Raw genomic sequence first — 17,624 nt, 5'->3', positions numbered from 1 at the left:
AACTTTAAAGTCTTATGGCTTATATTTAAAAATATAATTTGAGAACAAAAAAGCAGTTATCCATTTTTTTAAATCATCATATAATAATAGCTGTATTTTAAAAATTTTAAAATCGAAAAAGGAAGCTTTTTTTATCTTCCTTTTTCGAAAATAAACTAATTCAGATTATTCTGGTCTGAATACAAATGTCCAGCCAGTACCGTAGGTTTCACTATTACTTAAATAGAGAACCATTTTATCTGTAGTAAGCGTTACAATAGTATATACACCATCTTTATTCCCCGCAGCGGATCCTAACATAGTTGTACCTTTAACAATCAGTTTTTTATTCGCTACGTCCAAGACAAAACTACCTTTAACACCTGTCCCCGTTTTAGTTTCATAGTGAGTATAATTTGCTGCGCCAGCTAAATCAAAATGCATTTTTCCATTTGCATCACTAGGACCACAACAATCACCTGCATTCCACCAAACAGACATGGCCCCATCTGCACTGCCTGGAGGCGACATAAACCACCACAATGAACCGCTGCCAGTATTGTCAAAAACCCAGGTTTTACCAGTTGCTGTGTTTGTACTAACCAAGTCATACCAATCCTGATCCAGTGCGTGATCCAGTTTATCTACCTGAACATTTATTGTTTTGGTAAAAAACTCTGCTCCTAAAGTACCCGTATAAGTAAATGTTGCTTTTCCCGGAATAGGATAAATAAACTTTATTTTATTGGTTAGAGCTTTTCCTAAATTATAATCCCAATACCCTGTAATACCAGGAGTTACCATTTCAATAGTAATTTCATTACCGCCTGTTGTACTTTGGGTTGCTACTAATTTAACTCCCTCAACATTTGTCGAATTTTCTAAATGTTCTTCCTCTACAATTGGTTCGCAAGCTGAAAAAACTAGCATTAACGAAGCAATAATGAGATATGTTATTTTATTAATTTTCATAGTTATAATTATTTATCGTTATCAATTTTACCACCCCGGATTTTGATTATAAACTCCACTTGACAATCTTACTTCTGTTTCTGGAATTGGCGCCAATCCTTTAGTCTCAGGTCTATACTTTAACGTATAAGTTCCATTACTGCCAGAATTTCTTACTGGAAAAGAGCCACTAAAAGCTGTATCAACATCTCCCCAACGCACTAAATCAAACCAGTGCAAACCTTCAAAAGCAAGTTCGTGTAAACGTTCTTCTTTCAAAGCTGCTAGAGAATAACCAACGGCTCCTAATCCTGCTCTTGCTCTTACTGCATTTAAACCAGTTGCAGTACCCGTAATTTCAGAGTGCATAAGTAATACATCAGCATAGCGCATGAAAATAAAATCCTGAGCATGCATTAACTGCATATCTGCATTAGACCAAGCATACATTTGGACAAACATTCCTTTAACAGTAGTTGTGCCTGGAACGAAATGCTGCAAAGAAGTATACTTTTTGTTAAATAAACCTGTTTCATGATCTCCTTTATCTGAGGCATATCCATCAGTACCTTGCTCTGCTTTTCCTACTTGTAGTATAGAACCTAATTTTCTTGGATCAGTATCAGCCCAATCATTAAATATTTTTGGGTTTACCGTACACCATCCCCATCCTTCTCCAAAAGGTCTTAAAGAATTGCCACGCAGTGAGGTAAATAAAGCGTATCTATTAGTATATGATTGACCATTTGTCCAGCCCCAATCCCCAAATGAAAATCGTTGTACAAACATAGTTTCATAATTTCCTGTGCCAAAAGTTGGGTGAGAACCATCTTGACCTATCCAAGCTAAGTTATTTGCAGCGGCCCATGGTAATACATTTGTTCCTGCACTCTTATTTACATTAGAATAAGGCCAAATATTTCTGAAATCTGAAGCTAAAGCATAACCGCTTTTACTCATACAATCGTTTAAGTAACCAGCAACATCGGCAGCGGTCAAACTTGCACCGCCTACTGTTGGTAAATCATTTGTAGCCTTTTTTTCAATATTGGTCATATAACCAGTGTACATTAAATAAACACGTGCCATATAAGCCTCAGCAACCCATTTATTGGCATGCCCATAATCAGCTGTAGGAATGCTGGGAAAAGGCTTTGCTGGTAACATCGTTATAGCTGTTTTTAAGTCAGTCGCAATTTGTGCAAATGTTTCTGTATAAGTAGCTCTCGCAACATCTTTAGGGTCACTTACCTTTACAATCAAAGGAACACCTCCAAAAAACTTAGCCAATCGGAAATAGAAAAAGGCTCTCATAAAGGTAGCTTCTCCAATTGCATTTTGTTTAAACTCTTCTGCTTCTGCTTTACTGGCGAAATATTTAGAAAAATCAGCCGTGGCAGTATTTTCAATAATCGCATTGGCTCTTGCTATACCATTATAAGATTGAACCCACATATCACGATAAGTATCCTCTGTAGGATCTTCAAAAGCATCAGTCCATTTAGCCGCCTTATCATCAGGTCCTCCTCCGCCTAGCATCATATTATCCATTAGATTAGCCGCAATAGACTCTTCACTATTAGGACTATTGGTATAGATAGCATTATAAACACCAGACATTGCTTCAGTAATATCGGTTGGAGTCTTATAATAAGTTTCTAAGCTTTTTCCATAAATATTTTCTGTATCCAAGTAATCCGTACAGCTAGTTGCAACAAAAATTATTGAAACAGCTATAAAATATTTTAATTTTTTCATTTTCAAAGTTTTTTTAATTAAAAGTCAACACTCATTCCAAACATTACTGTTCTTGCCTGTGGGTATAAACCAAGGTCAATTCCAGAAGCCCAGCCTGCATCATGTCCAAAACGAACCTCTGGATCCATTCCTTTATAATTAGTAAAAGTGTAAAGGTTATTAACAGCCATATACATTTTTAGATTAGAAATAAATTTAACATTAGACAATATTTCATTAAAATTATAACCAATTGTCAAGTTGTTAATTCTCAAATAATCAGCATCATGCATATAAATATCCGAAACAAAATTAGTATTTCTGTTAGATACTGAACTCAATCTAGGCATTGTATTTGAAGTTCCTTCACCATGCCAGCGATCAAAAATATCCGATGTGTAATTTTGAGCAGGATTATCTGCAAATGATCTATAAGATTGCATTACCTGCATACCAAATTTTCCAGCTAATGTTGAATTTAAATATACTCCTTTGTATTCAAAATTCAACTGCAAACCTAATTCAAAATCAGGATTTGGTTTACCTAGATACGTTTTATCTTTTTCATCAATAACTCCATCATTATTTAAATCGACAAATCGAACATCTCCAGGACGCTGATCATTAAAGTAAGGTTTTCCATCAGGACCTGCATAAGCATCAACTTCGTCTTGATTTTGCAAAATTCCTGCAGTTTTAAAACCATAAAAATAACCAATAGGCTGTCCCACTTGCACTCTCGAAACTTCTGATGTTCCTTGTGATAACACATTACTTGGTCCATGAATTATTCCGTCAGTATTAGCTATGTAGGTAACTGTATTTTTATTTTGAGCTCCGCTAAGAGTTATACCGTATTTAAAATCACCTATTTTATCATTCCAGCTAACCGAAATTTCAAATCCTTTATTTTCAATTTCTCCTCCATTAATATATGGCGGTCCTGCACCAAAAGTACCCAAAATAGGGGCCTCAACCAACCAATCCTTGGTCGTTTTGTTATACCAATCCAAAGTTAATCCCAATTTTGAATTAAAAAGCTGTGCATCTAATCCAAAATCCAATTGCTCTGAAGCTTCCCATTTAACATTTGGATTAACAACTTTTTGAGGATATGATGTAGTTCCAGATACTGGTTTGGTATCTCCAAAGAAATAACCTGGAAATGCATACGCTATTTGAGAGGAGTAAATGAAGTTAGGTATTCTTTGGTTTCCATTTTGTCCCCAACTCGCTCTTAGTTTGGCAAAATCTAAAAATCCTGAAGTACCAGACATAAAATCCTCTTTAGTTAATACCCATCCAGCAGAAACCGATGGAAAATAACCCCATCTATAATTATCTCCGAAATTAGATGAACCATCAGCACGCAAAATAGCTGATAATAAATATTTCTCTTTATAATCATATTGTACTCTTGCCATAAAAGACTGTGTAGCACCGCCTCCCGCGGCATAATCAGCACCATAGTTGCTAATATCCCCTATCGTTGCTGCACTTTTTGTATTGTTGATGTAAGCATATTTTGGATCACCTGGAAAAAGCAACCCATTTCTAGAACCGCCTACTTGATCATTTAAATCATCTCTAATTAATTCAGTCCCGATTAAACCTGTAATATTATGGTCACCTATGCTCTTATTGTAGGTAAGTGTATTAGTCCAAGTCGTGCTTGCGCCCATGTATTCTCCTTGTGAAGCACCATCAACATTATCATTGTATAACACTCCCAGATGATAAGTTGGATTCATTGATCTGCTATGTCCAAACCAAGATGTAATACCAAAAACTGATTTAAATTTCAAATCTTTAAGAGGTTCAATTTCTGCATACACATTTCCAGTAATACTATTTCCTTTACCATAGTTGTAATTATTACGATAATACATAACAGCCAAAGGATTAGTTTGACCTGTAGACAATCCATCCAAAGTTGGAGAGAAACCAAATTCACTGATATTCTTGTCTATCGATGTTTGCCAATAAGCTGGCATTAAAGGATTTTGCACTAGTCCATTGTGCAAATCATTGTAATAAATATTTCCAGTTGCTACAGCTCTATTTTGTGTATTAGTATAAGTAAAATTTTCTCCCACAGTAATAATATTATGACTGCTGTTTTTCTTCAAAATGATATCAGTATTCATCCTTGCTGTTAACCTTTTATACCCAGCATCAATAATGTTTCCACCCAAAACACCGTCTTGATCATAATAAGAAATACCCATAGAATAGGTAACATCCTGACTTCCGCCTGTAATATTTAAAGCATGGCTTACCACAGGAGCATCTTTCTTAGTCATTTCATTAATCCAATTGGTTCCTTCCCAACCATTTTGAAGCTTATTCCAAATTTCTTCACCGTATTGTGTACCTGTTCCTGGCTGTCCGCCTGTTCCCGGATAATTAGTATTTAGCCAAGAATTATTGGTAATTATACCATGCCAGTCTTTTGGCGCTAAACCATCATTAACCATTCCTTCATCCATAATATACATATATTCCTGAGCGTTCAATGGATCCAAATTTTTGTATATGTTTTGAATACCAAAGAAATAATCGTAGCTAATCTTCGCTGGACGGTCTTTAACTCCTTTTACAGTAGTAACCAAAACAACACCATTAGCTGCTCTAGAACCATAAATAGCCGCAGAAGCCGCATCTTTTAATACAGAAATAGAACCAATATCTGATGGGCTTAAATAATCAATATTATCTACAGACACACCATCAACAATATACAATGGATTAGAATTTCCTACCGTTCCTAATCCACGGATCGTAACCTTTGTTCCTGCGCCCGGAGCACCGCTGTTTCGTGTAACACTAACCCCTGGAGCAATCCCTTGAAGCGCTTCCATAGCTGAACCTGTTTTCAATGCGGCAATATCTTTTCCTTTCAGGCTAAGACTTGCACCAGTAGTTAACATCTTCTTTTGGGTTCCGTATCCAACTACAACAACCTCGTTCAAGTTTTGCGATTCCGGATTTAATAGTGCTGTTATTTGCGTTCTCCCGCTTATTTGCACATTTAATGTTGAATAGCCCACAAAACTGATTACCAAGACACCATTGGAAGGAGCCTTAATTTCAAATTTTCCATCAAAATCCGAGGAAGTAGCAGTTGTCGACCCCTTAATTAAAATAGTTGCTCCTGGGATTGGCATCCCTTTTTCATCATTTACTTTTCCAGTAATGGCTACGTCCTGGGCTTGCAGGACTACTGAGAAAAACAAAGCTGAAACACAAAAAATAAGTAATTTTGTTAATTTCATTTTTCTAAAAATTTTGGTTAATTAATTAGTAATTTGATGCAATAATAAGTTAAAAAAAATGAAATTAATAAAAAATAAACATGACAAAAACACATCAAATACAAAATTTAAATATTACAAAAACACATCGTTTTTATTTTAAATAACTTTAAATCAATATTTTACAAATACAAATCAATTGTTATTAATATGTTAATTAAAAAAATAAACCTACATTTACATAAAATACTAAAATCCAATATTTTTAAAGAAAATTAAGGTGTCTAAATATCTTCAATAGCCCTATAAAACCTGAGTATATACAGAATAATTAAAAAATTAGATGAAATTTACGAAATCAATAATCTTTACGATATCTCTAATCTTGATCATTTCACTCGTTCAAGCGAGTTATTCACAAGTCAAAGAACTAGGAATTCCGGATATTAAAAATTACAAGAGAAACGAATATAAAGGAGGAACTCAAAATTGGGATATCGACCAAGACAAAAACGGAAATCTATATTTTGCCAACAATAGTGGACTATTAAAATTTGACGGAACAAGCTGGCATAAATATTCGATGCCCAACACCGTTTTACAAAGTTTAAAAATTGATGCTTCAGGCAGAATATATGTGGGCGGAAGTAATGAATTTGGATATTTTTTAAATAATCAAAAGGGAAATCTAGTTTATCACTCACTGTCCCAGAACTTTATAAAAAATAAAAAAATTACGAAAAACATTAATCTGATATGGAAAATTCACTGTTACCAAGATGAAGTGATTTTTCAATCCTTTACAAAAGTATTTTTTTTAAAAAAAAATAAATTACGTTACTATGAATGTAAAAACAATTTTCAGTTTTCATTTTTAGTAAATAACAAACTTTATTTTCAAGATAAAAAATTAGGTTTATTATATTACTCAAACGAGAAATTCACACCGTTAAAAGGAACTACCGCATTAAATAATTCAGAAATATGGACTATATTTCCTCTTCCAAACGGCAAATTGATAATAGCCACTTTAGAAAACGGACTATTTGTATATGACAATAATTCAATACGTCCATGGCAAACCGAAGCCAATAATTACCTTCAGAAAAACTCATCCTTAGGTGGATGCATGATTAAAAATAAATTCATTGTATTCAATACAGTTCTGAATGGAATTATAATTTCTGACTTAAATGGAAAAATAATTCAACATTTAAATAGACAAAAAGGTATCCAAAACAATACTGTCTTAAAATCATTTGTAGACAAAAAAAATAATCTCTGGTTAGGTTTAGATAATGGAATTGCTTTTGTAACTGAAAATTCTCCCTTCACTTATTTTGATTATAGCTATAACATGGGTACCGTTTATGCTTCTTTGGTTTACAAAAACACATTATATGTCGCAACAAATCAAGGTCTTTTTTATCAAAAATATGATGAAATACATTTTGACAAACCATTTAATAGAGTTGAAGGCACAATCTCACAAGCATGGAACATTCAATTGATTAACGGACAATTACTTTGTGCTAGTAATAACGGAGCATTGTTAATTGAAAACAATAAAATCGCGAAGGTGCTTAACCATCAGGGCTATTTTGGTTTCTTGAGCATTCCAAATCACCCAGATTATATTATTGGAGAAAATTACAACGGCTTTTCAATATTCAAAAAAAAGAACAATATACTCGAATTTGAAAATTCTGTAGCAGGTTTTGATGAAGCAGCAAATATGTTAGAAACATTTATAGATGATAATTTTATTTGGGTTAAAAAAAGTTCCATTTTATATCAAATGAAATTATCCGATGATTTAAAAAAATTTGAAAAAATTACAATTCACACAAAAATTAGTGAAAAATATAAAGGAATTGAAAGCATTCAAAAACTAGACGGTAAAATATATTTTCAAACAAAGAACCATTTTTACAGATATTCTAAAGAACAGGAAATTTTTTTTGAGGACAGAAAAATATCATCATTATTTAAAAATACTCTACCATTAAATAGAATAATAGAAGATAGACTTGGGAACTTATGGTATCGTTATAATACAACATTAGGTGTGCTTGAAAAAAATAAAAATGGCAATTACATCAAAAAAGAAGCTCCTTTCACTAATTTATCAGGTAATTTAGTTACCGATTACATATCTATTAACTCTGTAAATCCAAATAATGTTTTTATCGGGCTCACAGAAGGCTTAGCACATTATGATTCTACTATTCCAAACAATTTCATCACAAAACCAAAAGTTTATATAGATAGTTTTAGCTCGCTTCAAGATACAATTATAACAGGAAATCTATCTAATAGTAATGAAAATCATAATTTATCCTACAGCTCAAATCAAGTAAAATTTACATTTTCGTCGCCTATTTATGAAAATTCTCAAAACACAACCTATTCCTATAAATTAGAACCTTTTGAAGAAAATTGGACAAACTGGACTTCCAGTTCAATGAAGGAATACACCAATTTAAGAGAAGGCGACTATATTATGAAAGTTAAAGTCAAAAACAATTATGGAGTTGAATCTGAACCAGCTAAACTATATTTTACAATTTCTCCACCATGGTATCGACATTCTTTAGCCTATTTGAGTTATTTCATACTAGTTATAATAGCAGTTTACATCGTGTACAATAGGATAAAACTAAAAATCAGAAAAAACAAATATTACGAAACCATTGAACAACGAAGGCTGTATCTAGAAAAAGAATCTAAAATACGTCAAGAACAGCATGAATTAGAAAAAGAAATTGAGAAATTAAAAAATGACAACCTGCAGATTCAAATTCTTGCTAAAGACAAAGAATTAGTCACAAACTCTCTGCAAGTAGTAAAGAAAAATAAAGTTTTAAATGGAATCTTACAAAAAGTAAAAGAAATTGACATTAAGGTTTTAGATGAACCTACTAAATTTCAGGTTACTAGATTAAACAAAAGCATCATAAAAGAAGTTAATAATGACAAAAGTTGGAAAGATTTAGAAAAGCACATCAAAAATGTCCATTTCGATTTCCTAAAAAGACTTAAAGAGAAATACCCAACGATATCACCAAGAGAATTAGATTTATCAACTTATTTATTAATGAATATGTCTACAAAAGAAATTACAGAGATAATGAACATTTCTATTGGAGGAGTAGAATTAGCAAGATACAGGCTTAGAAAAAAACTAGGATTAAATAAAAAAGAAAATCTAATAGGGTTTTTAATGAGTATTTAAAATAAAAAGCCAGCAATAAATTTTGCTGGCTTCATTATTAAATTAGCTCTAAAACACGTTCCAAAGCCATTCCTCTAGACCCTTTGATAAGAATCATATTATTGTCAAATTTTTTACTTTTAATAGCTTCAGAAAAGTTTTCGAAATTTTCAAAAAAGAAAAAATTTGGCTTTGTTATTTTATTCTTGTAAAAATCTTTACCAATAAAAAAACAGTCAATACCATCTTGATTTATTAACAAATCTAACACTCCTTTATGTTCTGCCAAGCTTTCACTTCCCAATTCAAACATATCTCCCAAGAAAAGAGTTTTGTTAGTTTTATCTAGGAGCAGAAAGTTTTCAATAGCCACTTTCATACTGCTGGGATTGGCATTGTAAGCATCCAAAATGATTTTATTTGTTCCCTTAGTAATTAATTGCGACCTGTTATTTTCAGGAATATAACTTTCAAGAGCTTCTTTAATAGCGTCATTTTGAACACCAAAATAATTACCTATTGCAATTGCAGCATTTATATTATTTGCGTTATACAAGCCAATTAGATGAGAAAAAATTTGATTTTGAGAATAAGAAACAACCACAAAAGGATTCGCTTCAATATGATTAATATTTATATCTACATTCTTTCTGTTTACTCCAAAAGAATACGATTTTAAATCTTTTATTTTTTCGACTTGAATAGGATCATCAAAATTCACAAATGCCAATTTATTGTTTTTTGAAAGATACTGATACATTTCACTTTTCCCTTGGATAACACCTTCAAATCCTCCAAATCCTTCAAGATGTGCTTTCCCAAAATTAGTAATATAACCATAGTCAGGCTGCGCAATTTCACAAAGAAACTCTATTTCCTTCTTATGATTGGCTCCCATTTCCACAATCCCAATCTCAGTTTGTTCGTTAAAAGATAATAATGTTAACGGCACTCCAATATGATTATTTAAGTTTCCAACTGTAGCCTTAGTTACAAATTTCTTAGAGAGAACAACGTTTATTAATTCCTTTGTAGTCGTTTTTCCATTGCTGCCAGTAAGAGCAATTATAGGCAGTTTCAAATAATTTCTATGAAACTTGGATAATTCCTGCAAAGCCGTTAGACAATTTTCAACCAAAATAGTTCTTTCGTCAATAAAATAGTCTTTGTTATCAATCAATACATATGAAGCTCCTTTATCCAAAGCTTCCTTAGCAAAAGTATTTGCATCAAAATTATCTCCTTTTATAGCAACAAAAAAGGAATTTACACCGATTTTACGAGTGTCAATTGAAACTGAACTGCATTTCAAAAACAAATTATGAATGTAATTAATATCCATATAAATATAGTTTAAAAAATAAAAGCCCTATGAAAGGGCTTTTTATTGGTATTATCTAAAAAAATTAATTTCTTGGTGTTCTTTTGGTATTTGATTTAGACCCCACTCTAGACATAGCACATCTAAATCCGATGTAATCTGTTGCCATATCTTGAGGAAAGAATCGTCTTTGTGCTGGATCCAACCAATAAGCTCTGTCCCTCCAAGATCCTCCTTTATACACACGAACTGCATCATTTATCAAAGTTGTTCTCTTAGTAGACTTATCGTATTTTCTTTCCATATTTCCTAAACTGTCGATTCTTACATTTTGTTTAGGTGAATTATACATAATCTCTTTGTCAGATTTTTTTCCAGCATCAGCATCTGTACTAGCAAACTTATAATATTTACTAGACTGCTTATCACCATCTCTGTAATTGATATTATCACTAGTACTGAAATTTTGTCTCAAATAAGTTTCATTATCATCAACTGGCACTTGTGCTATTTCGCCTGGTAAAAACTTAGGAACCAATTTACCATTGCTTAAAGTATCATAAACAATGTCTTTATTCGTGATAATTTCAATTTTTCCATCTTTACCAATTTTATTTTTGGTATAAACATTTCCTCTGAAATAATTGAAGTCATTAGTTTCAACGTCAACTATAGGTCTGTAAACATCAGCAACCCATTCTGCCACGTTACCAGCCATATCGTATAGACCAAAGTCATTTGCTGGATATTTTTTAACCTCATTTGTAATATCTGCTCCATCATCAGACCAACCTGCGATTCCGCCGTAATCACCATTACCTTGTTTGAAATTGGCTAATTGGAAACCTTTATTAGATCTTTTTCCTGAACGTGTATAGCTTCCAGACCAAGGATATTTCTTTTGGCCTTTATAGATATTATATTCTCTTTGTCCTACATCAGCTGCTGCTGCGTATTCCCACTCGGCTTCAGTTGGCAGTCTGTATTCTGGCAATATAATTCCTGAAGATCTTTGCGCATAAACATTTTTCTCTTCAACAACCTTTCCATCCTTGTCTGGTTTTGGTGCTTTTTTAGAAGCTCCTCTCCCTTTCAAAAGAATTTCTTCATTTCCTCCATAAGTTGATGTTGGAGAAGCCAAATAAGTTTCAGTATTAAAATTGCTTTCAGCTGAAACATCTAATGTTTTGGCGTTTTTCTTTAAATAACCATTTTTTTCAAGTACAGCTTCGTTTACACGATCTGTTCTCCATTTGCTAAATTCAACCGCTTGAACCCAATTTACTCCTACAACAGGATAATTAGCATAAGCAGGATGTCTCAAATAGTTATTGGTCATTGTTTCATTATATCCCAATCTATTTCTCCAAACAAGTGTGTCCGGTGAAGCTCCTTCATAAATATTTTTATAATTTTCTTCTGTTGGAGGATACACTTTTTTCAACCACTCAAGATATTCAAGATACATTAAGTTGGTCACCTCTGTCTCGTCCATATAAAAAGACATAACATGCTGCTGACTTGGCACATTATTCCAATCATGCATCACATCGTCTTGAACTAGTCCTTTTGTAAAAGTTCCGCCTTCGACAAACACCAATCCTGGACCAGTTTCTTGTGGTTTACCAGCTGTTCCTTTAGCAAAGCCTCCTTTAGAACTGCTTACGTTCCAACCCGTACCTCTTGATGCACTGTCGGATTTAGTTTTTTTGCTACAACTAGCTAATCCTAATATTAATGCAAGGGACAGCATTATTTTTAACGGAATAGTCTTATTTACTCTCATAGTTTCTGGTAGGTAATTATTAAAATTTAGGTAGTGCAATGTAATAATTAAAATTAAACTGCAAAACCCTTTTTAATTTAATTTTTAACGATTTTTTAGACATAATTAAAACGCAAAAATATATTTTTTATTACACAAAACAAGGAAAAAGACTTTTAAAATTTTTTATTTACTTTTATCAAATATTTACACCACAAATCGTTATCAGTTTCCATGAGAAATCTAGTCTTTTACTTCACCTTACTTCTCCCCATAATAACATTTTCTCAAATTAAAGATGATGTTGTTATAGACTGGATAGAAAATAGTACTACATCACCTACTCACAACAAATCGCAAGTGCCAGTTTTTAAAGGAAATAGCTACTTTTATGACAGTTTTAATCAAGTGCTTTATTATAATTTAGATCTAAATAACAATACTGATTTAGACGCAAAAAGCATTCAAATTAGTAATGTAATTTATGAGTCAATAGCAGCGTCTTTCATTGGAAATTTAAATCCCGCAATTATTCCACTCACAATAAAAACGAATCTTTACAGTACAAAATCTAGAAACAAAATTCAAAATTTTCTAAATATTTCTCCAATAATTAAAGACAATTCAGGATATAAAAGAATAAAATCCTTCACTTATAGCATTAATAATGGATCTACAAAAAAAATCTCCTCAATTAAAAACAGTACTAGTATTACCAATTCTGTTTTGAGTTCTGGAGATTGGTATCGATTTTATATCGAAAAATCCGGAGTTTATAAAATTTCAAAAGATTTTCTACAGCAGCTGGGATTAAATTTAAACGGAATTAATCCAAAAAAAATAAAAATTTACGGCAACGGTGGCAAAATGCTTCCTTTGGCAAATAGCGACTATTACCCAACCGATTTAACCGAAAATGCTATTCAAATTCAAGGAGAAGGCGATGGTGTTTTCAATTCAGAGGATTATATTTTATTCTATGGACAAGGAACTTCAAATTGGAACGAAGAAAGCCAAACCTATCTTAATTTATACGATACAAAATCCTATTATTACATAACAGTGCAGGGAGATGATGGAAAAAGAATTTTGGATATGCCACAGCCAACTGCTTCGAATACTATTTCTCTTACATCGTATGACGATTACCAATTTCATGAAGTAGATCAAACAAATATTGCCCAACTCGGCCGGCAATGGGTTGGAGAATCATTTGAAATTAATGACACCCAGGAATTCTCGTTTGATTTTCCAAATATTGATTCCTCAATTCCTGTAAATTTAAATGTTTTTTTAGCATCTGCAGCTTATACACCCACTTCTTTTAAAGTTGCTGCCAATGGACAGGATGTTGGCTCTGTTTCATTTGCCTCTTTGAATACAGGCTCAGAAATACAATATTTCAATAATAGACTGACCAATACAACATTTACAGGCACTTCAAATATAAAGATCAAATTGACCTATAATAACAATGGCGTTCCAGGTTCTAAGGGTTTTTTGGATTTTATCCAATTAAAAGCAAAAAGTAAATTACAGGGTTTTGGAAAACAATTCCATTTTCAATATGATTTAGCCAATTCAAGTCTTGGCGTGATTGCATATAATTTCACAAACGCATCTTCTATTTCTCAAGTTTGGAATATAACTGACATTTATAATGTGACAAAAGCAGAAAACAATAACGTAAATACATTTTCATTTAAAGCAAATCTTGGAGAACTTCAAAAATACATTGCCATTGATCCAAATGATTACTATACTCCTCTAAAAGAAAGTAAATCTAAAATAACCAATACAAATATAAAAGGAACAGTATTCAAAAATGCCCAAGGGCAATTTCAAGACATTGACTATATAATTATCACCCCTGAATTATTAAGAATTCAGGCAGAAAAATTGGCAGGTTTTCATCGGGTAAATTCTAATTTAAACGTAAAAGTTATTACCTTAGAATCTATTTATCAAGAATTTGCTTCTGGAAAACAAGATATTGCCGGAATCCGAAACTGTATTAAATACATTTACAATAATGCTTCTTCCAACGACAAAAAAGTACGATATCTAAATCTCTTTGGAGATGCCTCTTTCGATTATAAAAACAGAATAGCTAATAACAATAACATCGTCCCTATTTATGAAGCCTTAATTAGCAACACCATTGGAGAAGCTTCTTTTGCATCTGATGATTTTTATGGATTAATGGACGATACCGAAGGAAATATCACAAACAATTATGGAGGTTCTGATATAGCCGTTGGCCGAATGTTAGTTAACAATACCGTTCAAGCCGATGAAATGGTCAACAAAATTATCGAATATTACAACAAAAAAGCTTACGGTTCTTGGAGAAATAATTATGTAACTCTTGCAGATGATTCTGATAAATCTACAGATGCCACTTTGCAGTCAAGACAAAATACTTTAGCTGACGAAATTGAAATTCAAAAACCATTTTTGAATGTATCCAAAATATTTTTAGATTCTTATACACAAGAAGCCACTGCAGGTGGTGAAAGATATCCTAAAGCTAAATCCGAATTTTTTAACGAATTTGAAAAAGGGGCATTAGTTTTTAATTATTTAGGACATGGGGGAGAAGACGGTTTATCAAGTGAACGGATTTGGGACAAAGCCGACAGTCAAAGTCTAAGCAACCAATACAAATATCCATTATTCATTACCATAACCTGTGAGTTTTCCCGTTTTGACAATCCTACAAGACCCACTGCCGGAGAATATATTTATTGGAATTCAAAAGGAGGTGCAATCTCTCTAATTTCTACTATTAGAGAGATTGGGCAATATAGTGCTGAGAATTTTAATGATGTTTTTGCAAAAAATCTTTTCGCTTATGGTTCAAACCAATATGTCTCTATTGCTGAAGCCTTAAGAATATCTAAAAATGAAAATCCAAATGCTGCAACAAATGTAGTCCTATATATAGGAGATCCTGCATTATTTCTCGCTATTCCAAAACCAAAAGTAATACTCACAAAAGTAAACGATATCCCTGTCAATCAATCAATCCCTGATTTTAAATCATTAGCTAAAATGAAAATATCAGGAGAAATAACCGATGAAAACAATATTCCAATTACAAATTATAATGGTTCTCTGTCTGCGGTCTTATTTGATAAAAAAATAACAAAAAGAACTTTAAATAATGACGGATATAGCCCAGCAATAAACTTCACAGCATTAGGTGAAGCTATTTTTAGAGGAAATGCATCCGTATCTAATGGACAATTTGAATGCAGTTTTATAGTGCCCAAAGATATCCGTATTCCTTTGGACAATGGAAAAATAAGTTTTTATGCTCAAAAAAATCAATTATTGGAAGATGTAACCGGATATGATACAACTATAAAAGTAGGCGGAATAAATGAAAATGCTGTAGCAGACAATAATAGCCCAAAAGTGAAGTTATATATGAATGCTGAAACTTTTGTTTCTGGAGGCATAACCAATGAATCTCCCGTTTTTATTGCCTATATGGAGGATGAAAGCGGTATAAATACAGCAGGAGGAATAGGTCATGATATAGTTGCTGTATTAGATGGAGATGTAAGTAATCCTATTATATTGAACGACTATTATCAAACAGAACTGGACAGCTATATTACTGGTAATTTACATTTTCCGTTGAGAAATTTAAAAATTGGTCTTCATACAATTACATTTACTGTTTGGGATGTTTATAATAATGCTACAACTTCTGAAATACAATTTTTAGTGGTTGGCAATGAAACAGTAACAGTAACAAATGTATTAAATTACCCAAATCCATGTGTAAATTATACAGAGTTTTGGTTTACACATAATAAACCAAATGAGCCATTAGAAGTTCAAATTCAAGTATTGACAATTACTGGAAAAATAGTTTGGACAAAAAATCAAACTATTACGACATCCGGTTTTTTATCGCGAGAAATAACATGGGACACTCGAGATGATTTTGGAAATAGAATTGGTAAAGGAGTTTATGTTTATAGACTCACGGTAAAAGCAACCTTATCTAATAAGAAAGTCGAAAAGATTGAAAAACTTGTTATTCTCTAATAATATAGTATATTTATGCCAATTTAATTTTTTTTTTATAATGAAAAAAACGTCTTTATTAATTGTATTTTTCTATATTTTTAATTTCACGCATGCACAAGAAAGGCCAATTACAGTAGCAGTTCCTTTTCTTTTAGTAGCTGCAGATGCTAGAGCTGCTGGTATGGCAGACAATGGAGTATCATCCTCTCCAGATGCCTTTTCGCAGCAATGGAATCCTTCCAAATATGCCTTTGCCACCGATCAGCAAGGTTTTTCAGTAAGCTACACTCCTTATTTAACAGACTTAGTGAATGATATTTCATTAGCGCAGTTAACGTATTACAATAAATACAGCGACAAAAGTGCATTTGCTGCTAGTTTCCGTTATTTTGGTTTAGGGGATATTGAATTAAGACAAGATTTTGATAGCCCTGTTCAAACTGTATCTCCAAATGAGTTTGCGCTTGATTTATCCTATTCTTTAAAATTGAGCGAAAAATTCTCAATGGCAGTTGGAGGAAGGTTCATTAATTCTAATCTTAAAGTAGCAACAGACAATAATGACGCTTCATCTTCAAGCAGTTTTGCCGTCGATGTTTCCGGATTTTATCAGTCTGAAGAAATTGCGTACAGCGATTTTAACGGAAGATGGAGAGCTGGGTTTAATTTTCAGAATATGGGACCTAAAATGAGCTACGATAACGACGACATAAATGCTAATTTTTTGCCTTCAAATATGAAACTTGGAGGAGGTTTTGATTTCATTCTGGATGAATACAGCACAATCGGTGTTAATTTGGAATTTAGTAAATTAATGGTTCCTACTCCTCAAGTATCTTATAATGGCGACAACTATCAAGGATCTGACATGAATGGAGACGGAATAGTTGACAAAACAGATAATGATCTTGCTAAAAACGAATACAATTCAATAGGATGGTTCTCAGGAATGTTTCAATCGTTTACCGACGCGCCAAACGGATTTAGCGAAGAACTAAAAGAAGTCACCTACTCTATTGGATCAGAATATATCTATCAGGATGCTTTTTCATTTCGCGCTGGATATTTTCATGAAAGTCCAGATAAAGGAGCAAGAGAATTTTTCTCACTTGGAGCAGGCTTTAAATACAGTACTGTGAAAATAGATGTTTCCTACCTGTTCTCCACATCCAAAGTACAAAACCCTTTAGAAAATACTTTACGTTTCTCTTTATCATTCAATTTTGGAGAAAAATATGAAAACTATTAGTATAATTTTGAATAGTTAAAAACCAAAAAATCCAACTTCAAAATAATGAAGTTTGGATTTTTTGGTTTTTAATTGACAGATAATTTGCTGTAGCAAAAATTACAAAGTTC

8 protein-coding genes are annotated in these 17,624 nt (G+C 32.5%); 3 read left to right on the top strand and 5 right to left on the bottom strand.

The genetic code is table 11. The features are described from left to right. Nucleotides 1–165 precede the first annotated feature (165 nt). The 3 genes from CLU83_RS19920 to CLU83_RS19910 are packed head-to-tail and all read right to left on the bottom strand — an operon-like array spanning nt 166 to nt 5,942. On the bottom strand, nt 166–951 hold the full coding sequence (locus CLU83_RS19920; RefSeq protein ID WP_100433217.1) for a hypothetical protein: 786 nt from the start codon (nt 949–951) through the stop codon (nt 166–168). 27 nt (nt 952–978) lie between these two features. Then, nucleotides 979–2,688: a RagB/SusD family nutrient uptake outer membrane protein gene (locus tag CLU83_RS19915; protein WP_100433216.1), complete on the bottom strand. Its 1,710-nt coding sequence runs from the start codon at nt 2,686–2,688 to the stop codon at nt 979–981. Between the two features lie 17 nt (nt 2,689–2,705). After that, nucleotides 2,706–5,942: a TonB-dependent receptor gene (locus tag CLU83_RS19910; protein WP_100433215.1), complete on the bottom strand. Its 3,237-nt coding sequence runs from the start codon at nt 5,940–5,942 to the stop codon at nt 2,706–2,708. A 322-nt stretch (nt 5,943–6,264) separates the two neighbouring features. On the opposite strand from CLU83_RS19910, the gene CLU83_RS19905 reads away from it, so the two are divergent. Beyond that, nucleotides 6,265–9,156, top strand: a complete 2,892-nt coding sequence (locus CLU83_RS19905; RefSeq protein ID WP_100433214.1) for a triple tyrosine motif-containing protein — start codon at nt 6,265–6,267, stop codon at nt 9,154–9,156. A gap of 37 nt (nt 9,157–9,193) precedes the next feature. Here CLU83_RS19905 and murF read toward each other — a convergent pair whose 3' ends face one another. Both murF and gldJ read right to left on the bottom strand, forming a co-directional pair. Beyond that, nucleotides 9,194–10,477 (bottom strand): UDP-N-acetylmuramoyl-tripeptide--D-alanyl-D-alanine ligase, encoded by a 1,284-nt coding sequence (murF, locus tag CLU83_RS19900; RefSeq protein WP_100433213.1) that lies wholly within the window; start codon nt 10,475–10,477, stop codon nt 9,194–9,196. A gap of 64 nt (nt 10,478–10,541) precedes the next feature. Further along, nucleotides 10,542–12,242, bottom strand: coding sequence for a gliding motility lipoprotein GldJ (gene gldJ / locus CLU83_RS19895; protein ID WP_100433212.1), 1,701 nt, complete (start codon nt 12,240–12,242; stop codon nt 10,542–10,544). A gap of 213 nt (nt 12,243–12,455) precedes the next feature. Between gldJ and porU the strand changes: the two genes are divergently transcribed. Together porU and porV are read left to right on the top strand one after the other, a co-directional pair. Further along, a complete protein-coding gene (gene porU / locus CLU83_RS19890) occupies nt 12,456–16,283 on the top strand; it encodes a type IX secretion system sortase PorU (protein ID WP_100433211.1) in 3,828 nt (1,275 codons plus the stop codon). 40 nt (nt 16,284–16,323) lie between these two features. Next, a complete protein-coding gene (gene porV / locus CLU83_RS19885; RefSeq protein WP_100433210.1) occupies nt 16,324–17,514 on the top strand; it encodes a type IX secretion system outer membrane channel protein PorV in 1,191 nt (396 codons plus the stop codon). The last annotated feature ends 110 nt before the right edge of the window (nt 17,515–17,624 follow it).

It is taken from the genome of Flavobacterium sp. 1, from assembly GCF_002797935.1.
Lineage (GTDB): Bacteria > Bacteroidota > Bacteroidia > Flavobacteriales > Flavobacteriaceae > Flavobacterium.
This window is presented reverse-complemented; position numbering and strand designations above follow the sequence as displayed.

Excerpts from the sequence above, each read along its gene's own strand:
- CLU83_RS19920 (WP_100433217.1), bottom strand. The coding sequence starts at position 951 with ATGAAAATTAATAAAATAACATATCTCATTATTGCTTCGTTAATGCTA.
- CLU83_RS19915 (WP_100433216.1), bottom strand. The coding sequence starts at position 2,688 with ATGAAAAAATTAAAATATTTTATAGCTGTTTCAATAATTTTTGTTGCA.
- CLU83_RS19910 (WP_100433215.1), bottom strand. The coding sequence starts at position 5,942 with ATGAAATTAACAAAATTACTTATTTTTTGTGTTTCAGCTTTGTTTTTC.
- CLU83_RS19905 (WP_100433214.1), top strand. The coding sequence starts at position 6,265 with ATGAAATTTACGAAATCAATAATCTTTACGATATCTCTAATCTTGATC.
- murF (WP_100433213.1), bottom strand. The coding sequence starts at position 10,477 with ATGGATATTAATTACATTCATAATTTGTTTTTGAAATGCAGTTCAGTT.
- gldJ (WP_100433212.1), bottom strand. The coding sequence starts at position 12,242 with ATGAGAGTAAATAAGACTATTCCGTTAAAAATAATGCTGTCCCTTGCA.
- porU (WP_100433211.1), top strand. The coding sequence starts at position 12,456 with ATGAGAAATCTAGTCTTTTACTTCACCTTACTTCTCCCCATAATAACA.
- porV (WP_100433210.1), top strand. The coding sequence starts at position 16,324 with ATGAAAAAAACGTCTTTATTAATTGTATTTTTCTATATTTTTAATTTC.